A 23693-nucleotide genomic window follows, 5' to 3' on the forward strand; every position below is an offset into this window, starting at 1 on the left:
GTTACATGCGACCTATGAACAATATTGTCCCCATTATTTATTATTTTCGTAAACAACGGTTATGCAAATTGGGCTTATACGCGTAACGAATGAATCCAATAAAAAAAGACTGAGATTTTATGTCCATCGTACATAGAATCTCAGTCATTTATGGTGGAGCAGTCTATTCACCAATCCACTCATTGAACCGGTTAGCTCTCATTAAGCGTTGCTTCGCTCGGCATCACTTTTCAAGCGTTGTACTATTTTCAGGTCGTCCTTACTCAGCTCCACATGCTCCAGCAAATCAGGACGCCGTTCCAGCGTCCGCTTCAGAGCCTGTTCGCGTCTCCATATCTCTATATTGGCATGATGGCCACTGATGAGTACATCAGGAACCTTCCAATCGCGGAACTGTGCAGGACGGGTATAATGCGGATATTCAAGCAGTCCTGTACTGAACGAATCCGTTACCGCAGACATCTCATTGCCCAGCACGCCAGGAAGCAGACGAACAACAGAATCAACCACGGTCATTGCGGGCAATTCACCGCCTGTCAATACATAGTCCCCTATAGATAGTTCATCCGTCACCAAGTGCTCGCGAATGCGCTCATCATATCCTTCGTAATGGCCACACACGAATATTAAATGGGACTCCTGTGAAAGCTCCTCTGCTTTCTTCTGCGTGAAACGCTCTCCTTGCGGGCACATTAAAATAACGCGTGGTTTTGCAGCTTTCTCGTGACTACCCATCGGTTCTGCTATTCTTGAAGCCCGTTCTTCGGCTGCCTTCACCATTAAATCTTCGACCGCCGCAAAGATCGGCTGCGGTTTTAACACCATACCACCGCCACCGCCATACGGATAATCGTCAACAGTTTGATGCTTATTATCGGAATAATCGCGGAAGTTGACCGTGTTAATAACAACATGTCCATTCTCACGCGCTTTCCCTAATATACTGGATCCGAATACCCCTTCGCACATCTCTGGGAAAAGGGTCAACACATCGATACGCATATTAAATAAGTCCTTCCATAATATGAACCGTTACGACCTTCTCCTGCACATCAACCGTAAGCACAACTTCATCAATGACCGGAATCAAGATTGATTTTCCTTTCGCAGGCTTCACAACCCAGACATCATTCGCGCCTGGAGACAGTATCTCGTCAATGATTCCAAGGTCTTCGCCTTCGTCTGTCACGACTTTACAACCAATAATCTCATGGTAGTAATATTCGTCTTCATCGAGCTCATCCAGCTGCTCTTCGCTTACTTTCAGCATCCAACCTTTATATTTCTCAACCTCATTGATATTGTCGAATTGCACAAATTTAATGATGTACATATTTTTATGTAAACGCGACCGCTCAACGGTAACGGATACACTGTTATTGGAGTTCGGTTGCTGCAGAACTAACTCGCTCTTTTGAGCGAAGCGTTCCTCCGGGAAATCTGTTGTTGGGATAATTTTTACTTCACCCCGAATGCCGTGCGTATTGACCAATTTGCCGACATTAAACATTCTTTGAGCCATGACTTATCCTCCTGCCGTTGATAATCACCATTCATTCAATCTATCGTAAATATTCGGAGGTCCAACCTCGAATATCTTCTTTCTAGTGTAACACATTCAGCCTCATGCATACGAAAAAGGGCTAGGATTTCATCCTAACCCTCTTGCGTGCAATTATGAAATAATGTCCACGGCAACTCGTTTTGGAACTTTAACAGCTGCCGACGTGACGACCGTGCGAAGCGCCTTAGCGATACGACCTTGCTTCCCGATAACCATTCCGACATCGTCAGGATGAACGTGAAGCTCATACACGATGACATGGTCCTTCTCCACGACGTCCACACGGACCTCCTCCGGATGATCGACCAAAGCGCGTGCAATTACTGACACTAACTCTTCCATTCGCGACCCTCCGAACGGTTAGATTACTTCTGGTGTTTCAGTTCATGGAACTTCTTCATTACGCCAGCTTGGCTGAGCAAGTTGCGAACCGTGTCAGATGCTTGAGCACCAGTTTGCAACCATTTCAAAGCTTTTTCCTCGTCGATGTTAACGACTGCTGGTTGTGCTACCGGATTGTAATGACCGATTTCCTCGATAAAACGACCGTCACGCGGGGAACGGGAATCGGATACAACTACACGATAGAATGGTGCTTTATGAGCACCCATGCGTTTCAAACGGATACGTACTGCCACGAAATTCACCTCCTTAACGGAATTCGAATAATCAATCGAGCGATTATAAAAACTGCGCTCGTCTATGCATTAACGGAAAGGAAATCTCATTCCTTTACCAGCCTTGCCTGCTTTACTCTTCAAGTTCTTCATCATCTTAGGGCCTTTCGGACCCATCATGTCGGAGAACTGTTTCATCATCCGGCGCATCTCATCAAATTGCTTGATAAGACGGTTCACATCAGCCAACTGAGTTCCGCTGCCCGCTGCAATCCGCTTACGACGGCTGTGATTAATTAGATCTGGATCTTGGCGTTCTTCGTTCGTCATCGAACGGACAATCGCTTCGATTCGACCCATTTGACGCTCATCCACCTTCAGGTTCGCATTTTGCTTCACCTTATTCATCCCTGGAATCATATCCAGAATCTGATCGATAGGACCGAGCTTCTTTACTTGTTGCATCTGCTCAAGGAAATCATCGAATGTGAAGGCTGCGTTGCGCATCTTCATTTCCATTTCCTTGGCTTTCTCTGTGTCGATGTTCATTTGCGCCTTCTCGATCAAGGAGAGCATGTCCCCCATGCCGAGAATCCGTGATGCCATCCGCTCTGGATGGAACGGTTCAAGCGCGTCCATCTTCTCACCGAGTGTAGCGAATTTGATTGGGCAACCCGTAACTGCCTTAACAGACAAGGCTGCACCACCACGCGTATCGCCATCGAGCTTGGTCAGCACAACACCCGTAAGCTCAAGCTGTTGGTTGAAGCTCTCTGCAACGTTGACCGCATCTTGACCTGTCATCGCGTCAACGACGAGCAGCACTTCATCTGGCTTCGCTGTAGCATGAACTTGCTTCAGCTCTTCCATCAATGCTTCATCGATATGCAGGCGACCTGCAGTATCGATAATGACATAATCAAGGTTATTCTCCTTCGCATGCTCCAAACCGCGACGAGCGATTTCTACCGGACTCACTTGGTCACCAAGTGCAAATACCGGAACCTTAATCTGCTCGCCAACCACTTGAAGCTGCTTAATCGCAGCTGGTCGATAAATATCGGCAGCGACAAGAAGCGGCTTATGATTCTGCTTCTGCAGCATCTTCGCAAGCTTGCCTGAAGTAGTCGTCTTACCAGCACCTTGGAGACCGACCATCATAATGACAGTTGGCGGCTTGTTGGCCTTGGCCAGCTTCGCAGCTGTACCACCCATCAATTCCGTCAATTCCTTATTGACGATGTCGATAATGACCATGCCCGGTGTGAAGCTATTCATCACTTCCTGACCTACGGCCTTCTCTTTCACCTTGCCAATGAATTCCTTAACGACTTTGAAGTTAACATCCGCTTCGAGCAGCGCCAGGCGTACCTCGCGCATCGCTTCGTTGACGTCATCTTCACCAACCTTGCCTTTGCCGCGCAGCTTGCTGAATACATTCTGTAATCGGTTCGTTAATCCTTCAAATGCCATATTATCTCACCCCGTTCCCTTAATCCAACGCCTGCAGTTCACGGACAATCGTCTGCAGTTCCGCGCGCTGCGGGTCGGGTATGCTATCCATATCGTCCATTGCACGTTGCAGCGCCATTACGATCTCTGTCCGACGTTCGAACTTCGACAGCAAGCCGAGCTTGCTCTCATAAGATTCGAGCGTCTGCTCCGCCCGCTTAATATGTTCATACACCGCTTGGCGGCTGATACCGAATTCGGCTGCAATCTCGCCTAGTGAAAAATCATCTTGAAAGTAACATTTCAGGAACGTCTGCTGCTTCTCTGTGAGCAGTGGTTCATAGAAGTCGAACAGCATATTAATTCGGTTCGTCTTAGCCAGTACCTGTTCCTCGTTCATACGGGCCACTCCTTTCGTAAAGGAAAAACACTTTACAGCCCATCGACGTTTCTTATCTTACCGAATTCACAACGCCATGTCAAGGGATGAACCTTAACATGGTGGAATTTTTTTTTTGAGACCCAGATCTCAGTGTTTCTGCCCGCCTCTAACCTAGATTACATAACGGTAAATGCATACAAAGTGCAGGACAGAGCCTGCTAATACGAACAGATGCCAAATCGCATGATGATAAGGAAGCCGGTGCCACACAAAGAATGGGATGCCTGCCGTATAGCATACTCCCCCAATCACCAGCAGCATAACACCTTCAAAAGGAATCGCCTGCACCAAGCTGTCCCATACCGTTATCATCAGCCACCCCATAATTGCATAGGCAATCGTAGAGAACCACATATGACGTCCTGTATAGAATGCTTTGTATATAATTCCTGCGATCGCAGTCCCCCATATTAATCCTAGCAGCTGTTGGCTGAACTCATCATGCAGCACGACGAGCAGGAAGGGAGTGTACGTTCCCGCAATAAATAAGTAGATTGCCATATGATCAAGGATTGTAAATCTGTACTTCGATCTGCCCTCCGGCAAGCCGTGCATAATCGTCGAGGTTGTAAACATCATAATCAAAGTAATCCCATATATTGAAGCTCCGATGATATGCGCCGACGTCCCGCGCTCCCACGCGGCACTGATAAGCACGCCTAATGCCCACACACTGAACAATAATCCAACTGCGTGGGTAATTACGCTTGCCCACTCCTCACTGGATATATTACGGCTCCACTTCATAGTCATCCCTCCCCGCGGCATTCCTAGCTGCCTGCTGTGCATACGCCCATATTTCACGGCGGATCACATTATATGCACATCAGATAGTGTCGGTGAGAAGGAAGGACTTAAGCGAGTTTACCTATTTTATTTGCGCTGACTCTTCATAAATCGAATGCTTTCTCTTGTATCATTTAAATACTGAACGGCCGCATCATATTGATTGGACGCCACATAAATGAACAATACGTCAATAATGTGCAGCTGCACAAGCCGCGAAGATGAAGCTGCCCTGCCTGCTTGGAATTGGCTAGAAATAAAGAGTGAGAAAGGGAGAAGAGCCCGCAAGGATTACGTAATATGTAACATTTATCATCCCATTATAGACAAAAACCCCAGCACGTATGGTTCTGCCGGGGTTCCTTATCGTTGTTCCAAAGACTTACTCAACCTCGTTCTGAGCAAAGTTGATCTAGTGGAGGCTCAATGATCAAAGATTCTTATCCATATCTTTCAATCCGTCTTCCACGCGTTTCATTGTTCACCGCACTATCGTTCGGTTCGTCGTTTTGAACTCACAATTTACAAGGCCTTGCTCATAAGGTCATAGCTCTTCCACGTATGGAATCCAAGCTTCGCATAGAAGTCGACCAGTTCCGTCCAGTCAATGACTAGCTGGCGCATGCCGCGCTGCTGCAATTCAGCGATTCCCGCCTTGACCAGACCAAGACCGTATCCCTTGCCGCGATACTGATCATCAACACCAAGCGGCCCAATACCGCCAAGCGGCTCTTCGAACAATGGCGCCCAATACGTATTCTGCGCAATCAGCGGAGAATGCTCGTCATTGACCCGGCAGAAGCCGATCATTTCACTGCCTTGGAACAATCCGATGAATTCTCTTCCCTGTCCTCCACGTTCCCAATAGCATTGTGCCTCATACAGCCATCTGCCTGGGAAGCAGCGACGGAAAAATGTCAACATTTCTTCCTCGTCCTCAGGCGTGAGCAACTTCACGATCGCTCCATCTGCAAATTCTGGAGTCACTATCAGATCGGTCTCATCTGAGGACAGCATGTCGCTAACCTCATAGAGCTGCTTGAATCCTCTCTTCTCTAGCCATTGACGGTGCATTGACAACGCTTTCGGGAGGCCCGGAACATAATGCCACGGATCACGTCCGATGAATACTTGAGACGCGCCAGCTTCACGCAATGCCTCTTCAGCCCGTCCGAGCAATTCAGAACCTATCCCCTTCCCCCTTGCTTCGGAACGAACGACAAGTGCCTGAATCCAGCCTCCTCCTTCTCCTAGCTTCATCTCGCGCTCTGTTTCCTGCCATTTCTTCGCGATGATAAATCCTAGAAGTCTGCCATCTGAATCTTGGGCGATCCAGGAGCCAGGCAAGTAAACGTTTACATCTCGAAAACTATTTTGCACGAACAGCTGTTGTCTCATTGGGAACAGGTCGCCCAGTTCACGGTTCCACAACTCGCACATCGGCTCCGCCCATGCTTCATTAAGTGGAATGACGTTCACATTTAACCCCTCCTACGATGAAGTCAATCGTCCCCGCCAATTGACTACATGGATGTCTGTTAGTATGTCATTAAAATATAATTACAAGATTATTATAGATAATCTGAAATATTACTTCAACATCTTTTCCGCAAAATAGTCTACGACGTGCATGACCTTCACTTGCTCAGCTACGCCATCCCGTTCTACGCCTACTTTCATTTGCATTAAGCAGCCCGGGTTGCTTGTCAGGATAATCGAAGCCTGTGTCTCGCGAACAGCATCCATCTTCCGATCAACAATCGAGTTAGCCATGTCTGGCTGTACAATGTTGTAAATACCAGCGGATCCACAGCATACATCCGCGCCTTCCAGCTCTTTGTATCGGATGCCAGGAATGCGGCGAATAAGCTGTCTTGGCCCATTGGAAGCCCGCATAACGTTCCGCAAATGGCAGGAATCCTGATAGGTTACCGTTTCAGATGGTTCGGATGATTCAGCAGTCCCACAGTTGCCTTGCGGCATTACCGGAAGATTGCTCCAACGCTGTGAACGCATAAGCAAATCACTGATATCTTTCACTTGCTTGGCAAATTTCTTAGCTGGCTCTACCCACTCCGACTCTTCTTTCAGCAAATGATCATACTCTACAAGCAACGCTCCACATCCGCCTGCATTTGAGGCAATATAATCAACACCCGCATCACGGAACGCCTCAATATTTTGCTTCGCCAAATCCCTAGCTGTAGCCGTATCACTTCCGCCATGAGCGAACAAAGCTCCACAGCAGCCTTGGGATTCCGGAATGATGACATCATAGCCGGATTCGGTTAGCAATCGGATTGTATTCACATTCGTTTCAGTGAACAAGACGTCCATAATACACCCACGGAATAACCCTACTGTGCCGAGCTTTTCGCCTTTGGCCAGGAAGTGACGGCCACCAGCCCGATTCACTACACCTTGGCTGTCCGCTTCAGGCAGGATGCGCTCCATCATTTGCATTTGTGGAGGAAGCCAGCGCAGCAAGTTCTTCTTCCGTGCAAAACCCTGCAATCCCGAACGCTGATACGTTTGCAGAAGCTTACTCATCCGCAACAGACGATTGTGCTTCATAAATACAGGTCGCGCGATGCGATTCAATCCCTTCACTGCAACCGGCGGCTTATTGTGCGCATGCATGGCTTCTTTCGTCTGCTCAAGCAGCTGACCGTATTTCACATCCGACGGACATACAGGCTCGCAGGCTCTACAGCCCAAGCACAAGTTCATCTGTTTCTGGAAAGATTCATCCGGTTCCATAATGCCATCTGCTACTGCCTTCATGAGTGCGATTCGTCCACGAGGGGAAGCAGCTTCCAATCCAGTCTCTTGATAAGTCGGGCAAGTCGGCTGACAAAATCCACAGCGCATACAGTTCATCAACTGCTCATAATCGAGCGTCTTCACGAGTTCTTTCTGCAGCGGATTGTTTGTCTTCTCTAGTTGTTGTTGACTCATCGGGAAACCACCAGCCTTTTGCGAGCAGCCTTAGCAAATATCTTGCCTGGATTCATAATTCCATTCGGATCGAACACTTGCTTAATGCCTTTCATCACATCGATGCCTGTAGGTCCAACCTTCCATTCAAGATATGGAGCCTTTACCGTTCCAACTCCGTGCTCACCGGTAATCGTGCCGCCCAAGCGAATCGCTTCCTCGAAAATGTCCGCGAACGCTTGCTCAACACGGTGGATCTCATCCTCATTCCGTGCATCTGTCGGGCAGGTTGGATGAAGATTGCCGTCTCCCGCATGACCAAACGTACAAATATTCACCCCATATTGCTCTGCAATACGATTGATGGCCAGTACCATTTCCGCAATCTTCGAGCGCGGTACGGTCGCATCCTCCAAAATTGTCGTTGGGCGAATACGCGCCAATGTGGACAATGCGCTGCGGCGTGCCTTCATCAGCTGTTCAGCCTCGATTTCATCCTTCGCAGTCTGAACGCGATCTGCACCTTCCTCACTGCATATCTTCGCAATCGCTTCCATATCGCGCATGACAACGTTCTCATCTTGACCGTCCTGTTCAATAAGCAGAACTGCCTGCATGTCTATTGGAAGCCCGATATGATTATACTCCTCAACTACGCGAATCGTCGGCTGATCCATGAATTCAAGTGTTGCTGGGATGATGCCTGCGCCTACAATCCGTGACACGCTGCGGGCAGCAGCATAAATATCTTTATAGGATACGAGCATTGTCTTGCGGATACCCGGTGCGGGCAGCAATTTAACCGTTGCCTCTGTAATCAACGCAAGCGTTCCTTCGGAGCCTACTAACAGCTTCGTTAGATCATAGCCTGCTACATCCTTGTACAACTTGCCTCCCGTGCGGATCACTTCGCCATTCGGCAGTACCGCCTCGAGTGCAATCACATAATCCTTCGTCGTTCCGTATTTCAAACCGCGCAGACCGCCGGCCCCTTCCATGATATTGCCGCCCAAGGTTGAGATGGACATGCTGCTTGGGTCAGGCGGATAGAACAGTCCACGCTTCTCCACTTCCCGATGGAACGTCTTCGTGTTCAAGCCAGGCTGGAAGGTTGCTGTAAGGTTCTCGGTGTCCATTTCAATGAGCTTATTCATACGAGTCATGGCTACGACGATTCCCCCTGCTACAGGGACAGTTCCGCCGCACAGGTTGCTTGCAGCGCCCCTAGGAACAATGGGAATACGGTATTCGTTCGCCGTGCGCAAGATCTCCTGCACATCTGCTGTCGATTCCGGATATACAACAGCATCAGGCAGAGACTGCATCATCGGTGTGGCATCATAAGAATGCGTGACCAAGCTCTCCTTATCATCGCGATACCGCTCTGGCCCAAGCAGCTTGAGCAGCCGCTCGCGTGCTTCAATCGTTATCATGAATGAACTCCTCCTTGGTGTCTTGGATCCAAGTCAACATCTGAAGTGAACGATTCAACACTCTCCTCCACATCTGCTGAATTGTTCAGGTCATCTGATGACTTTTGGCATATTATAACGTATGATTGAGACAAATGTCACTCGATTTCGAAAAATAATTTTATAATATTTATTATTTTTGATTTAATATTTCAGAAAGAGAGGTTTACAGCAACATGAGCGAATTTCGATTAAAAAAAGGCTCGGAGCTTATTCAAGAACATTTACTAGAGCAGCTGCGTGGAGGAATATATATGCCCGGCGACAAGCTGCCTTCTGTCGAAGCACTTGCTCAACAATATGCAGTAGGTCGTTCTACCATACGTGAAGCCCTCAGCGCACTCAAGGCAATGGGCTGGCTTGATATCCGTCACGGCGGCGGAACCTTTGTACGTAAGTATGAGCAAACACCATCTGAGCAGCTCCAAGGATGGCTAACCGATGTGGAGTCTGTGAAGTCACTGATCGAGGTTCGTAAAATGATAGAGGTTGGATCAGCCGGACTCGCAGCCAAAAGACGTACATCCGCTGATTTGCAGGCTATGGCTGCGTGTCTGCATCGTATGGAGAAGCATCTGGAGGATGAAGAAGCTAGTCAGCATGATGACTTCCTGTTCCATGTTCGGCTGGCTGAGGCCAGTCACAATGAAGTGCTTATTCCGATGCTGCAAATGTTCCATCAGAAATGTGCTGAGCATATGGGCGAGACTAGACGGATGTGGTTGTTCGGAGAGCGTTCCTCCACCACTCAGCTTCTGGAAGAGCATCGGCGAATCTACGAGGCAATTGACGCGCAGGATGACAAACTCGCGTCTCACCGCATGCTCGAGCATTTATCCAAAATCGAAGCACGACTGGATTGAAGGCAAGAGGGCGGTACAATCATATTGTCATACGCAATCAGCTAGACAGCCATGCTAGTGATAGGAAAGAGATGAAGAGCACATTACATATTCAGTGATGGGCGTATTGAAGTTTAACAGGGAGCGTTTAGCAAGGTGGAAGTGTTTGGCATTCTGAAAGCATCGAAGGACGTTAATGTGTTATTGAAAGCGACCTTCCATTATAAGAGAAACAAAACGGAATGATGATAGCTTCAATTTTTCTAGTCTAGTATTATTATTTTTTTAAAATAGTTATTAAAAAGAAAGTTCATCCGTGCTATAATGTTAAAATTATGAAATTGCATAGGATGTGAGACGCATTGAATCGCTCTTTCTACTCGCTTCTATCCAGCAGATCCTTCGCTAATCTTGCAGGCTCTCTGTATATGATGACATTGATTGCAGCAGTCTACCAAATGACGGATTCGGCTGCCTTTGCCGGAGCCGTGTCCTTTGTCCGTTCAATGGCGATTCTGGCGAGCAGCTTCATGCTGCCAATCTGGTACCGCCGCATGAGTATCGCTCATGTTACGCGATTGTTTTTGCTTTTGCAATTCGCATTATCAGCCGTTGTCGCCTTCTCTATCTCGCCACTTGCATCAATGTTATCGACAACACTATTTCTCGCCTATTCTTTCTGTGCCATAGTCTGCATCGGATACGTGGAAGGCTGCGCTTCTGCAGCGGCAAACGCTTTATATCCACGCTTAGTTGAAGAGGATAAGAGAGTTCATGCCAATAGCCTTGTATCAACCAGCATGCAAATGCTGTCTCTGCTTGGATGGACTATGGGGGGAATTCTTGTCGCTAAGCTTGGACATTCCCTTGTTCTTCAATTGTCTGCAGGCCTTCTCTTTCTTGGTTGTCTCTGTATCTTGCGATTGTCGCATAATCAAGAATCAAGTATAGGCACAGATAAGAAATCTCATTCCATTATGGCCGGCTGGGCCTACCTATTCACACATCCGAAGCTTCGCGTCATTACATGGATGGACATTCTAGAAGGAGTGGCAGGCGGAATATGGATTGGCGGTGTGACACTCGTCTTCGCGCAAGAGGTGCTTCATAAGGATGAAGCCTGGTGGGGATATATTAATGCTGCCTATTATGCGGGAACAATTATCGGCGGACTCCTTACACTCAAACTGTCTGCACGAATTCATAAACATCTAGTCGGCACGATTCTGATCGGATCATTTGGAGTTAGCTTGCTTGTATACGGGTATGCATGGAATACGCAAGCATTCGTCGCTTTAGCTATCGTAGTTCTGATGGGTCCATTTTACCAGCTGCGAGATATTGCCCAGCGTACCTATGTGCAGCACATCACCCCACTTGATGAGCAGCCGCATGTTTTTGCCGCTCAAAGCACCATCTCATACATATTGTTCGGAGTTTCTGTACTGTTCGCTGGAACAATCTCCGATATTTGGGGAGCACAGGCTGTATATATCGTTGGCGGCACGATGTATCTGTTGTCTTCCGTTACAGGATTTTTATTACGGCGCAAGCAAGGGGCTGCAATTTCGGAGGACAATGCCCCTTACTCCACCTGACTCGCAAAAGAAACCTGGTAATAATGAACAAGACGGAGGGCCACTTCAGGCTCCCCGTCTTTGCTTCATCCACATTTATTCACTTATATATTGCGGTGCAATGAAATCAGCTAGCCAGATCGTATGATTGCCATGATAGAACAAAGTTCCTTCATGCGCGGCTCTCGACGCGTCAATGACAAGCATTACAGGACTGCTGTCCTTACGTCTTCCTACAACCATGGCCGTCTCTTGATCCGCAGACATGTGAACATACTGCCTCGCCATAGGACGCAGTCCTTCCCTGCGTATTTGGTCTACGATGCGCCGAGACGTTCCATGATACAGCAAGGCTGGCGGGTGAGCTGCGCTTTTCTTTATTTTGTGCGGTATCGAATGGCCATACAATGCTCGAATCCTTCCATCCAGCACCTCGAACCTTTTCTTGTCTGACAGCTCAACCATCCTTACAAAGTCTGTCTCCAGCAAACTTCGCTCTGGATGGCTGAAATGAAGTGCATGGGAAAGTTGTTCTACCCCCACCCAACCCTCTTCATCCATCTCCAACTCGTACTCCCATGGTGCATGACGAAGCGCGTAAGAAACCTCTTTACTTAATCTCGCATATTCCACAGGCTCACCATCCTATCTGGAACGATATACTTGCTATTATATCATTAGATTCCACATCTCACCTATGAAAGTCGACGAGAGCTAGGAACGAATCTTGCGCTCTCTGCGCAATAAGTAGAGGAAATACGGAGCACCGATTACAGCAGTCACTAACCCTGCCGGGAACTCGATTGGCGGAACAATGGCGCGTCCGAGCGTGTCAGCCGTCAACACCAAGATGGCGCCTAACAAGCCCGATACGGGCAGGAGAATGCCATGCTTGGCGCCAACAAGCCGGCGCGCCATATGCGGAGCGATCAAGCCCACGAAGCCAATCGCGCCGACAACCGCCACCGATGCGCCTGCCAAGGCTACCGAAACAGCCACCAGCGCAAGGCGCAGCCACTTCACCTGTTCTCCCAGGCCTGTCGCTACATCATCACCCAAGCTCAGTACATCCAGCTTCGAAGACAGCAGCAGCGCAAGCGGGATGAGTGCAAGCATCCACGGCAGCACGCCCATCACTTCGTCCCAGCCTCTGCCCCATATGCTTCCGGTAAGCCAAATAAGTGCTGCATTGACGCTGACCGGATATTTGAACATGAAGTACTGGATTCCTGCATCGCACATCGCTCCAAGCACTATGCCCGTCAGTGCCAGCGTCGTGGGACGAGCTCCGCGCCTATATACGAATGCAAATAGAAGCAGGGCTACCAGAGCCGCTCCGGCAAACGCGGATAAAGGTAGTGCGACTGCCGATGACTCGGGAAATAAAATAATGGTTACACAAGCCGCTAGGCCTGCCCCCTTCGTAATTCCGATGACGTCCGGAGAAGCCAGCGGGTTCCGCAGTACGCCCTGCAGAACAGCCCCCGATATAGCAAGTCCGGCACCCACCAGAACGGACAAGACGATTCGGGGCGAACGGTATTTGCCTAGGATGAACGCATGGTCTGTGCTATGCCCCAACATCGTCTCGATCACTTGGTTCGGCGTTATATAGACCGCCCCCACTCCAAGACTGATCAGACCCATGATGAGAAGCAGCACAACTAATGCGAGCACGACGAGCCGATGGCGGCGCGCCATATTTGCAGATCTATTCATTGTGCTTCCCTCCTGCATATGCCAAGTACAAGAAGAATGGTGTCCCCAGCATGGCAGTAACAATCCCGATTGGCGCCTCATACGGATACGATATATAGCGCGAAACAATATCCGCATACACCAACAGAACTGATCCATACAGGGCGGAGCAAGGCAGCACATAACGCAGATCAACGCCGACCATCAGCCGGACGATATGCGGTACCAGTAGACCTACGAAGCCAATCGGGCCGGCAACAGACACCGATCCTCCCGCCAAAATAATGACGAGCAGACCGCCGGCGAATCGCGTTGCCTCGATTCTTGCCCCGAGCCCCCTTGCCACATCATCCCCCATGCTCAGCATCGTTAACGGCTTCGACAGAGCCAAAGCGCCCAACAAGCCAATGCTTGCCCATGGAAGAAGCACACCGACATGATGCCAGTTCCGATTACCTATCGCGCCGACCAGCCAATAGAGAATGCTGTCTGTCGTGTTCTCGTGAAACAAGATCAATCCTTGTGTTATGGACGAAAGAAAAAAATGGACGGTCATTCCGGCAATGGCGAGTCGGGCCGGCTTCAAATCCCCACCAGCGCTGATGAAATACACGATAAAGCCGCCCAGAGCCGCCCCCGCAAATGCGGAATAAACAAGCTGCTGCTGCGTCAGCTCCGGCAGGAATACCGTTGACGTTACCACTATGAGCGAAGCGCCCGCATTGACGCCAAACACCTGTGGATTAGCAAGCGGGTTGCGTGTCATCGCCTGCATGATCGTACCTGCGACTGCCAAACTGGCACCGATTAAAATTGCGATCAGCACACGGGGCAATCGAATCTCCTGCACGATAAGCATCTCCTTCGTTCTGTCCACGAAGAACAAAGCTTTCAACAAAGTAGGAAATGAAATCGAGGAGGAGCCCAGTGACACATTGATCATGACCCCTATCAATAATAATACGAAGCCAAGCAGCAGTGACAGGCCGAGCGCCTTGCGCCTTCCGCCGCGATGTAATCCCGTCATGCGTTACAATGCCTCCTTCTTTCTCGTTCCTAGGCAGACAAAAAGTAGGCGTTAACAAGTAACGCCTACCTCGCTCGCTTCCTGTCGAACAAATTATTTCGCCGCTTGCCCGCTGCCGTACAGTTTCGAAATTGCTTCTTCCATCATTAATTCCCCGGCAACAATGCCGCGCCAGCGTGTCCATAAATTGCGATCCACTTCAATGACCTTTTTGTTCTTCACGGCCTTCAGTTCCTGCCACAATGGATTTGCAGACCACTCGTCCAAGATCGTCTGCTCTCCGTCTGTCTTCATCAAGAACAAAATATCGGGATTGATATTCAGCAATTGCTCCAATGTTAGCTCCGCATAGGGTTCCTTCGGATCCTGTATCGCATTCATCAGACTGACCTTTTCCAATACAGCGCCATCATAAGAGGATGATGTATGCGCCTTGAAGCTTTCTTTGCGCAAAGCAGCCGACATGACGGTCTGCTTCTCGTCTGATGGCGGCACTTGAGCCTTCAAAGCATTGATTTTATCCTTATGCTGCTCCAACCGCTTTTTCCCTTCCTCACTCATGTTCAGGGCATCCGCTATCGTCCGGAAGGAAGCCAAATTGTCTTCATAGCTTGCTTCTAGACTCTTCAGCACGATTGTAGGAGCAATTTGCTTCAAGTCTTCATAAATCGCTTTATGACGTTTCCAATCTGCGATAATCAAATCCGGCTGCAGAGAGCTAATTACCTCTAGGCTTGGCTGCTTGCGCGTTCCAACTGACGTATAATCTCCAATCTTATCTGCCAGCGTCTTCAGGATTCGATCTTTATTGCCGTCATCGGCAATGCCGACAGGCTTCAAATCAAGTGATGCAAGCGCATCGACAAAGGAAAATTCGAGCACGACGACCCGCTTCGGCGATCCTTTCACCTCTGTCGTACCGAGCTCGTGCTTAATTTCTCGCGCGGCTTCTATCTCCTTAGCGGCTGATTGACTTCCGCCGGCTTGACTGCGCTCACTTGCTTGAGATCCACATCCCACGACAAGAAGTACGGTGAATACTATCGCCAGTATCGCTTGATATTTCTTTTTCAAAGTTACTACCCCCTGGTGTACAACATGAAGCTGAATACTCTTCATTTCAATATTGAGAATCATTATCACTTGTACATCATATTGAGATTTGATCTAACTGTCAATAAAATCTGAAAATATAAATTATAGTATTTTATGGTATATTGAATTTTGCTTACATTTCTTTCTAAAATAAACTCCATTTGAACTTGATTTTGCAATCCCTTTTTCGCGAACGTTCGTTTTGTGGTAAACTAACACTAACCTATTTTGAATTCTTTTATTGTGAATAAGGGAGAAAGCCATCATGTATCCGGATATTCAGCATTTTAAGGCGGAGTTTTTCAAAGCTTTAGCGCATCCTTTGCGAATTAAGATACTTGAGATCTTATGTGAAGGGGATAAAACGGTTAACGAGATACAAGCCATACTTGGCACGGAGGGATCTTCTGTATCGCAGCAGTTGGCTGTTCTGCGCAATAAAAACGTGGTGTACGGCGTTAAGGATGGAACCTCTGTCATTTATTCCTTGCGTGACCCAATGATCAAGGATTTACTTGAAGTCGCGAAGCAAATATTTAACAATCACTTAGTCAATTCCATATCCATGTTGAAAAACATGAAAAACCAAGAATCATCCTAAAAAAGAGAGGAATATGAGTCCGTGACTCCTGTTTCCTCTCTTTTTTGTATAAAAGCATGCCACACCCCTTCCTATACGCTTTGACAGGTATGCGAAACACCTTTATCATTTTAAATATTCAAATAATCAAATATTTAGAAATGGTGGGTATTATACATGAAACCGTTGTGGTGCGGACGCTATGCCAACTACAGCTTCCAATCATTCAAGAAAGATATGATTGCAGGCTTAATTGTCGGTGTGGTTGCCATCCCATTAGGCATGGCATTTGCCATAGCCTCCGGCGTCAAGCCTGAATATGGCTTATATACGACGATTATCGCCGGATTTTTTATCTCGTTGCTTGGTGGATCCAAGTTTCAAATCGGAGGCCCAACCGGCGCATTTATTCCGATTTTGTTCGCCATTGTCATGCAATATGGATTTGAGAACCTGCTAATCGCTGGCTTCCTTGCAGGTATTATGCTTGTATTGATGGGATTGCTGCGCTTAGGAGCCGTGATACGTTTCATACCGCGGCCTGTAACCATCGGTTTTACCTCAGGGATTGCCGTCATTATTTTTACAGGTCAAATTGCCGATTTTTTAGGGCTTCATCTAGAGAAGCAGGACAGCTTCATCGCCAACATGCACGAGCTGATCAATCATATCCCAGCGTTCAACATCTACAGTGTTCTGACATCCTGTATTTGTCTTGCTGCCCTCCTTCTCGTGCCGAAGTTTATGCCGAAGATCCCGGCTTCTCTAGTCGGTCTACTCTTAGCCAGCTTGGCAGCAGCCTGGTTGTATCCTGATCAGGTTGCTACGATTGGAACGACGTTCGGTACGATACCTAGCGGCATTCCAGCTTTCCACTGGCCAGCGCTAAGCTGGGATCGTATCATTCTGCTGCTTCAGCCAGCATTCGTCATTGCACTGCTCGGCGGAGTGGAATCTCTGTTATCCGCGCTTGTTGCCGACAGCATGACAGGTGAAAGACACAACAGCAATCGCGAGCTGATCGGGCAAGGCATTGCGAATATGATCGCACCATTGTTCGGGGGAATTCCTGCAACCGGTGCAATTGCTCGTACGGCAACCAATATACGCAGCGGAGCCGCTTCTCCGATTTCCGGGATGGTGCATGCCATCGTCGTACTGCTCGTGCTGCTATTCCTTGCTCCTTATGCTTCGGCAATCCCACTCGCTGCAATGGCACCCATATTGATGATGGTTGCCTGGAACATGAGCGAGCGTAAAACATTTGCGAAGATTGCACGTACCAAAACGGCAGATTCACTTATTTTATGTATTACCTTTTTGCTCACTGTGTTCACGAACCTGACAGTCGCCGTTCAAGCAGGGCTCGCGGTGTCCATTATTTTGTTCATCAAACGAATAAGTGAAGAAGTGAAAGTGAATAAAGTTCTTCCTGATCCGCAGGATCAAAAAGCCAAAGTATCTGCGAGAGTCGTAAATGATGGACGAAAGTGCCCGCAAATTAGTATCGTAAGCATCGAAGGAACGCTGTTTTTTGGTGCTGCTCATATGCTGGAGCAATCACTGTCCTCACAATTCGAGGAAACTCCTCGTGTACTAATCTTGCGAATGGGGCGCGTGCCGTATATGGATACAACAGCCGCTGCGCATCTATCTACATTCGTCAGTCGCATCCGCCAGCATGGAGGCATCGTGCTGATAACCGGCATTGCTCCCCAACCTGAAGGGATCATGAACAAAACGGGTCTGGCAACGATGATCGGGACTGAGCATTTCTTCCAGCGTACTGGAATTGCCATAGATTATGCACTGACTCGTATTGTTAACGTTCAATGCCAGGGCTGTACGCATTTTGCTTTTCGGGAATGCAGGCAATTATCAAACGCTCAGGCTCTGCCTGATTTGTCCAATCAGCCGCTTTCGCAGCGCAGCACCCTACAAACTTGAATTCGTCATATACAAGCTCATATTCAAAATACCTGTGATAACAAGAGGTAAGAGAAACCATTCCTTCTTTTCAACCAGCATCATCTTGCAAAAAAAAGGCGTCCCAAAATGGGACGCCTTCTATCCGTATTCAGATTCGATTTAAGCTTGCTGATCATCCGCTTGCTCATCTTCTGCTTGCTCTGCTTCTGCAATCAATCCTGCGAACAAGGCATGGACGAACTGCTCGGAATCGAATTCCTGCAAATCCCCCATCTTCTCGCCGAGTCCGACCAGCTTCACAGGCAAGTTCAATTCTTGACGGATTGCTATGACGATACCGCCCTTCGCTGTACCGTCAAGCTTCGTGAGCACCAAACCGGTAACCCCACTCTTCTCGCCGAACAGCTTCGCTTGATTGAGAGCATTCTGCCCTGTGGTTGCATCAAGCACCATCAACACCTCATGTGGAGCGTCAGGTACTTCACGCTGAATGACACGGAAGATCTTGTTCAGCTCTTCCATCAGGTTCGACTTGTTCTGCAACCGGCCCGCCGTATCGCAGAGCAGCACATCAACATTGCGCTGCTTCGCAGCCTGCACTGCATCGAACATGACCGCAGCAGGATCAGAGCCTGCCTGCTGCTTAATAACATCGACACCAGCACGCTGTCCCCATACTTCCAACTGTTCAATTGCACCAGCACGGAATGTGTCTCCAGCCGCAAGCAGAACCGATTTGCCTTCCTGCTTGAACCGATGTGCCAACTTCCCGATCGTAGTTGTCTTGCCGACACCGTTGACACCGACGAACAAAATCACCGTCATGCCATTCGGATTCATATTCAGCTTGCTTGTATCATCGCCACGCAGAAGCCCGACAAGCTTCTCAGACAATACCGGCTGCAGCTCAGCTGCTTCCTCGATTTTGCGCTTCTTCACCTCATCGCGAAGCTCGTCAATCAAGTTCATAACCGTTGTCACGCCAACATCGGCACCGATTAAGATTTCTTCAAGTTCTTCATAGAAAGCTTCATCAATCTTTTTGCGCCGCGTAATAAGTTCTGTTACTTTCTCCACGAGCCCTTTGCGAGTTTTCTCCAAGCCTTCCTTGAAAATATTCGTTACGGACTCGGTCTTTGCCGCGATGCTTTCCTTCAGCTTCTTAAAAAAACTCATGTCCTTCCCCGCCCCTTATGCAATGATTGCTTCGTCATCTTCCAACTTTACGGATACGAGCTTCGATACGCCGCCCTCTTCCATCGTGACACCGTACAGTACATCAGCTTCTTCCATCGTCCCTTTGCGATGTGTGACGACGATAAACTGAGTCTGCTCGGAGAATTCACGCAAATATTGGGCGAAGCGCGTAACATTCGCTTCATCGAGTGCCGCTTCAACCTCATCAAGCACGCAGAACGGCACTGGCTTCACATGCAATATCGCAAATAGCAGCGCCATTGCTGTCAAGGCACGCTCACCGCCGGACAGCAGCTGTAAATTTTGCAGCTTCTTGCCTGGTGGCTGCGCCACAATGTCAATCCCCGTTTCCAGTATATGTTCCGGATCAATCAGAACGAGATCAGCCCGTCCACCGCCGAACAGCTTGGAGAACACGACAACGAACTGCTTGCGGATCGCATCGAATGTGGCTTTGAAACGCTTCGACATCTCGTCATCCATCTCACGGATAACTTGATATAGCGTCGTCTTCGCTTCAATTAGATCATTCTTCTGTTCACTTAGGAACTGATAGCGCTCATTCACACGTTCAAACTCATCGATCGCACCAAGGTTTACTTCGCCAAGTGCTGCAATCTGTTTCTTCAGATCGCGCACTTCCAGCTTCGCTTCCTCAATGTTCTCAGGTACTACGTATCGATGCTTCGCCAGTTCAAAGCTAATCTCGTACTCTTCACTGAGTTTGCGCAGCAAGTTATCCAGTTCAACATCAAGGCGATTCGCTTGAATCTCCGTCTGACGCATCGACTCCTCCACTTGCTTCAGCTCCGTACGCTGCTCCTTCGTATCGCTTTCTGCAAGCTCCAGTCTTGCCACACATTGCGCACGATCCGCACGTTTGAACTCAATCTGCTTGCCCGTTTCTTGTTTCTTCACATGGAAATGGTTCAAGTCTTCAGTCTGCTTCATCGTCTCACGCTCAGCGGTCTCCAGATCAATCTGTACCTGAATCAACCCTTGCGTCAACTGCGTATACTCTTGTTCGTACGCCTTGGCTTCCTGCTCAGAGCGTGTCAGCTGCTCCTGCAGCGAGAAAGATTCCTGATCGAGCTTCCCTTGGCGAACCTTCAAGTCCGTAAGCTGTGATTGCAGCACTTCCTTCTCTGACTCGTTCGCCTTGCGTGCAGATTCCGCTGTCTCAATCGAGACATGCAGACGATCCTCATCAATCTTCAACTCGTCGAGCCGAGCCTCCGCGGTACGCCGCCCAGCGTCTAGCGTGGACATCTCCTCCACAGCGTGTGTAAGCTCCTGCTGCTCCACCTCGAGCGCTTCTGCCAACTGGCGTTCTTCCTTCTCCAGCTGCGCAATCTCGCTCGTCAGCTGCTGTTCATTGATGCGCTTCGTTTCGCCTTGCTCGCGAAGGTCATCGAGCCGCTTCAGTCCTGTCGTTGTGCGCTGCTTCAGCTCCGTATACGTCTCCGTCAGCTTGGCAAGCTGCTTATCAGCTTCCTTAATATCTGCTTCCAGCTGTTCCAATTGACGCTGGCGTCCGAGCAGGTTCGCGCTCTTCTTATTCAAGCTTCCGCCTGTCATTGAGCCGCCGGCATTGACAACATCGCCTTCAAGCGTCACCACACGATAACGGTACTGCAGCTTCGCCGCAATTCGGTTCGCATCTTCCAGCGATTTCGCAATGACCACATTGCCGAGCAAGCTGCCGACAATACTTGCATACATGTCGTCCGACTTTACCAAATCCGCCGCTACACCTACAAAGCCTTCCGTACCATTCACAATTCGACGGTCTGTCTCATGTAAGGAGCGTGGTCGAATAACATCCAGCGGCAAGAATGTCGCACGTCCTAATTGACGCTGCTTCAGGAACATGATGGCATTCCGCGATACCGACTCATTCTCCATAACGATATGCTGTAAGGCTGCGCCAAGTGCAGTCTCAATCGCCGTCTCCAATTGCTCTGGCACACGGATCAATTCCGCAACCGCACCATGTACGCCCTGCAATCCATTCGGTCGACGTGCAGCCTTAAGCACTTCCCGTACGCCGAGCATGAAGCCGTCAAAGTCATTTTGCAGCTCCTGCATCGTATCACGACGAGACACCATTGCATCGGCTTTTTGCTGCCATTTGCGCACAGCCTGCTCCGTCTCGGAGAGAAGCAACTCATCCTGCTTCAACTGCTCACTCTCTGTAAGATAACGATTACGAATGTACGCCAAATCTCCTGTTAGCGTTTCACTGCGGCGCTTGGCATCTTCGACCTTCTTCTGAAGATCCCTCTGCTCCTGCTCGCGCTTGTTGCGTGCTGTATTCATTTTATCGAGACGCTTTTGCAGGGATTCCTTCTGCTGGTCATAGTAGCGAATATCATTGCGCTGCTGCGCCATTTGATTCATTACTTCGAGCAGCTGACCCTTCAAGCTCTCTTCCGCGTCTGAGCTTGTCCCGCCAGCTACGCCAGCAAGCCGTGTCTCTTCGGCAACGATAAGTCCGCGAATTTCAGCCAGTTCAGTCTGCAAGGCCAACAGCTTCTCGCGAACAGATTGCACTTCCAACTGCTTCGCACGCATTCGTTCCGAAGTCGTCGTCAGCGTTGTCTTCATCTGCTGCTCATTGGACGTCAGATTCCGCTTGCGCTCCCTCAGAACCTCGCCTTGTCCTTCACACTTCTCATACTCCTCACTGTAATGAAGAAGCGTTGCCTGGAGCTTCTCCAGCTCCTCTTCCAGCTTGCGAAGCTCAATGCGGTGCACTTCCAGCTTGGCATCATGCTCGCTTACTACCGTTGACAAGGACAATTCACGTTCCTTCAACTGTCCTAGCTTCTCGTTTGCCTGTTGCCAAGTGATGTGAAGCTCCTCTATTTGATGAACGTAAACTGCAATTTCTTTGTTCTTCAACCATTCACGAAGCTGCTTATAGTGTCTAGCCTTCTCAGACTGCTCCTTAAGCGGCCCGATCTGATCCTCTAATTCCACCACAAGATCGTGAATGCGGAGCAAGTTCTGCTCGGTCTCATCCAGCTTCTTCTTCGCGTCTCGCTTCCGAGACTTGTATTTCACAATCCCAGACGCCTCTTCGAATATCCCACGACGATCTTCTGAACGAGTACTGAGGATTTCTTCAATTCGGCCTTGTCCGATAATGGAATATGCTTCTTTCCCGATTCCTGTGTCCATGAACAGTTCGGTGATATCCTTCAATCGACAAGCTTGCTTATTAATAAAATATTCACTGTCGCCGCTTCGATGCACACGACGTGTCACCGTCACTTCATTGAAATCAAGCGGAAGTGTCTCATCGCTGTTATCGAGCGTTAAGGACACTTCTCCATAGTTCACTGCTTTGCGCGCATCACTGCCTGCAAAGATAATGTCTTCCATCTTGCCGCCGCGAAGTGACTTGGCGCTCTGTTCCCCGAGCACCCAACGGATTGCGTCAGAGATATTACTCTTTCCGCTGCCGTTTGGGCCGACAACGCCGGTGATTCCCTGGACGAACTCTAATTCCGTCCGATCCGCGAACGATTTAAAGCCCGCCAGTTCTAACCTTTTTAAGAACATCGTTCTACGATCACCTCAACGATTATTGTACCATATCGCGAATCCGAATCGTCGCATGGACATGCTGTCAAATTTCCGCGCGGTAACGTAGCTTCGGACAAAGAAAGAGCAAAAACCAGCCTGTAAGCAGCTCCAATTCCGCTCGCTTCGCGCGCTGTTCTTTGCTCTTTCTGCGAAACTGGCCGACGCACGCGCCGGCCTTACAGTACGTTATGATTTCGGAATGACTAATTGCTCGAGCGCCTGTGCCGCGGCTTGTTGTTCCGCTTCTTTCTTCGAGCGGCCAACTCCGCGACCTAAACATTCGTCACCCATACATACTTCAGATACGAATTCACGTTCATGTGCTGGGCCGCGCTCTTCGATAATTCGATATTCGAGCGAACCCAAATTGTGATGCTGCGTCAATTCCTGCAGCTGTGTCTTGTAATCATTCGTCTGCAGCTTGCCGTCAAGCGTGATTTGCGGGAAGATATGCTCACGCAGAAAATCCCGCACCACCTCTAAGCCTTGATCCAAATAGAGCGCGCCGATGAACGATTCAAAAACATCCGCCAACAATGCGGGACGCGTACGTCCTCCCGTCAGCTCCTCTCCCTTGCCTAACAGAACATACTTGCCGAAACCAAGCTGGTTAGCAAATTTGACAAGAGATGGCTCACAGACGATGGAAGCACGCATCTTGGTCAACTCCCCTTCGGGCCGTGTCGGACATCGGTGATACAAAAATTCTGACACCGTCAGCTCCAACACAGCATCGCCCAAAAATTCAAGGCGTTCGTTGTCTTGGTGCTGGCCGAAGCGGTGTTCGTTCACATAGGAAGCATGGGTGAACGCTTGTTTCAACAGCTGTCTGTTCCGAAAATGAATGTTCAGTTTCTGTTGTAACTGCTTCAATTCTACACTCAACT

General features: G+C 48.9%; 21 protein-coding genes. 4 read left to right on the top strand and 17 right to left on the bottom strand.

Annotated features, from left to right (window positions below; translation table 11 throughout):
• Nucleotides 1-201 precede the first annotated feature (201 nt).
• The 10 genes from trmD to RQP50_RS11070 all read right to left on the bottom strand — a co-directional run bounded on the left by trmD (nt 202) and on the right by RQP50_RS11070 (nt 9231).
• Complete coding sequence (gene trmD, locus RQP50_RS11025) at nt 202-1002, bottom strand: tRNA (guanosine(37)-N1)-methyltransferase TrmD (RefSeq protein WP_315745507.1); 801 nt, start codon at nt 1000-1002, stop codon at nt 202-204.
• A gap of 1 nt (nt 1003) precedes the next feature.
• On the bottom strand, nt 1004-1522 hold the full coding sequence (gene rimM, locus RQP50_RS11030) for a ribosome maturation factor RimM (RefSeq protein WP_065290326.1): 519 nt from the start codon (nt 1520-1522) through the stop codon (nt 1004-1006).
• Nucleotides 1523-1675: 153 nt separating this feature from the next.
• Nucleotides 1676-1906 carry a KH domain-containing protein gene (locus RQP50_RS11035; RefSeq protein ID WP_005551913.1) on the bottom strand — a complete coding sequence of 77 codons (231 nt, stop codon included), beginning with the start codon at nt 1904-1906 and terminating at the stop codon, nt 1676-1678.
• Between the two features lie 23 nt (nt 1907-1929).
• Nucleotides 1930-2202 carry a 30S ribosomal protein S16 gene (gene rpsP, locus RQP50_RS11040; protein WP_021256578.1) on the bottom strand — a complete coding sequence of 91 codons (273 nt, stop codon included), beginning with the start codon at nt 2200-2202 and terminating at the stop codon, nt 1930-1932.
• A gap of 69 nt (nt 2203-2271) precedes the next feature.
• Nucleotides 2272-3654, bottom strand: a complete 1383-nt coding sequence (gene ffh / locus RQP50_RS11045; protein ID WP_021256579.1) for a signal recognition particle protein — start codon at nt 3652-3654, stop codon at nt 2272-2274.
• A 19-nt stretch (nt 3655-3673) separates the two neighbouring features.
• Nucleotides 3674-4033, bottom strand: coding sequence for a putative DNA-binding protein (locus RQP50_RS11050; RefSeq protein WP_021256580.1), 360 nt, complete (start codon nt 4031-4033; stop codon nt 3674-3676).
• A gap of 153 nt (nt 4034-4186) precedes the next feature.
• Nucleotides 4187-4822, bottom strand: a complete 636-nt coding sequence (gene trhA, locus RQP50_RS11055; RefSeq protein WP_072728785.1) for a PAQR family membrane homeostasis protein TrhA — start codon at nt 4820-4822, stop codon at nt 4187-4189.
• Nucleotides 4823-5383: 561 nt separating this feature from the next.
• Nucleotides 5384-6340: a GNAT family N-acetyltransferase gene (locus RQP50_RS11060; RefSeq protein WP_094183116.1), complete on the bottom strand. Its 957-nt coding sequence runs from the start codon at nt 6338-6340 to the stop codon at nt 5384-5386.
• 111 nt (nt 6341-6451) lie between these two features.
• Nucleotides 6452-7819 carry a (Fe-S)-binding protein gene (locus RQP50_RS11065; RefSeq protein WP_315745514.1) on the bottom strand — a complete coding sequence of 456 codons (1368 nt, stop codon included), beginning with the start codon at nt 7817-7819 and terminating at the stop codon, nt 6452-6454.
• Nucleotides 7816-9231 (bottom strand): FAD-binding oxidoreductase, encoded by a 1416-nt coding sequence (locus RQP50_RS11070; RefSeq protein WP_315745516.1) that lies wholly within the window; start codon nt 9229-9231, stop codon nt 7816-7818. The genes RQP50_RS11065 and RQP50_RS11070 overlap by 4 nt, the downstream gene beginning before the upstream one ends.
• Before the next feature lie 215 nt (nt 9232-9446).
• Between RQP50_RS11070 and RQP50_RS11075 the strand changes: the two genes are divergently transcribed.
• Together RQP50_RS11075 and RQP50_RS11080 are read left to right on the top strand one after the other, a co-directional pair.
• Nucleotides 9447-10133 carry a FadR/GntR family transcriptional regulator gene (locus tag RQP50_RS11075; RefSeq protein WP_315745518.1) on the top strand — a complete coding sequence of 229 codons (687 nt, stop codon included), beginning with the start codon at nt 9447-9449 and terminating at the stop codon, nt 10131-10133.
• A 341-nt stretch (nt 10134-10474) separates the two neighbouring features.
• Entirely contained in the window at nt 10475-11710 is a 1236-nt protein-coding gene (locus tag RQP50_RS11080) for an MFS transporter (RefSeq protein WP_315745520.1), read from the top strand.
• Nucleotides 11711-11785: 75 nt separating this feature from the next.
• Here RQP50_RS11080 and RQP50_RS11085 read toward each other — a convergent pair whose 3' ends face one another.
• The 4 genes from RQP50_RS11085 to RQP50_RS11100 all read right to left on the bottom strand — a co-directional run bounded on the left by RQP50_RS11085 (nt 11786) and on the right by RQP50_RS11100 (nt 15551).
• Nucleotides 11786-12322: an RNA 2'-phosphotransferase gene (locus RQP50_RS11085; RefSeq protein ID WP_315745522.1), complete on the bottom strand. Its 537-nt coding sequence runs from the start codon at nt 12320-12322 to the stop codon at nt 11786-11788.
• Nucleotides 12323-12403: 81 nt separating this feature from the next.
• Nucleotides 12404-13408: a FecCD family ABC transporter permease gene (locus tag RQP50_RS11090; RefSeq protein WP_315745524.1), complete on the bottom strand. Its 1005-nt coding sequence runs from the start codon at nt 13406-13408 to the stop codon at nt 12404-12406.
• Nucleotides 13401-14414 (bottom strand): FecCD family ABC transporter permease, encoded by a 1014-nt coding sequence (locus tag RQP50_RS11095; RefSeq protein WP_315745526.1) that lies wholly within the window; start codon nt 14412-14414, stop codon nt 13401-13403. Before RQP50_RS11095 ends, RQP50_RS11090 begins: the two co-directional genes overlap by 8 nt.
• Nucleotides 14415-14507: 93 nt before the next feature.
• Entirely contained in the window at nt 14508-15551 is a 1044-nt protein-coding gene (locus RQP50_RS11100) for an ABC transporter substrate-binding protein (RefSeq protein WP_315745528.1), read from the bottom strand.
• 223 nt (nt 15552-15774) lie between these two features.
• Between RQP50_RS11100 and RQP50_RS11105 the strand changes: the two genes are divergently transcribed.
• A complete protein-coding gene (locus RQP50_RS11105) occupies nt 15775-16110 on the top strand; it encodes an ArsR/SmtB family transcription factor (protein ID WP_021256592.1) in 336 nt (111 codons plus the stop codon).
• Nucleotides 16111-16266: 156 nt separating this feature from the next.
• On the top strand, nt 16267-18036 hold the full coding sequence (locus RQP50_RS11110) for a SulP family inorganic anion transporter (RefSeq protein WP_315745530.1): 1770 nt from the start codon (nt 16267-16269) through the stop codon (nt 18034-18036).
• A 141-nt stretch (nt 18037-18177) separates the two neighbouring features.
• On the opposite strand, the gene ftsY is transcribed toward RQP50_RS11110, so the two are convergent.
• The 3 genes from ftsY to rnc all read right to left on the bottom strand — a co-directional run bounded on the left by ftsY (nt 18178) and on the right by rnc (nt 23691).
• Entirely contained in the window at nt 18178-19194 is a 1017-nt protein-coding gene (gene ftsY, locus RQP50_RS11115; RefSeq protein ID WP_028531216.1) for a signal recognition particle-docking protein FtsY, read from the bottom strand.
• Between the two features lie 15 nt (nt 19195-19209).
• Entirely contained in the window at nt 19210-22782 is a 3573-nt protein-coding gene (gene smc, locus RQP50_RS11120) for a chromosome segregation protein SMC (protein ID WP_315745532.1), read from the bottom strand.
• A 210-nt stretch (nt 22783-22992) separates the two neighbouring features.
• The gene (rnc, locus tag RQP50_RS11125) at nt 22993-23691 is read right to left on the bottom strand and encodes a ribonuclease III (RefSeq protein WP_021256596.1); all 699 of its coding nucleotides are present in this window, start codon (nt 23689-23691) and stop codon (nt 22993-22995) included.
• Nucleotides 23692-23693 lie beyond the last annotated feature (2 nt).

The sequence above is a fragment of the Paenibacillus suaedae genome (assembly GCF_032337355.1).
GTDB lineage: Bacteria > Bacillota > Bacilli > Paenibacillales > Paenibacillaceae > Paenibacillus_B > Paenibacillus_B suaedae.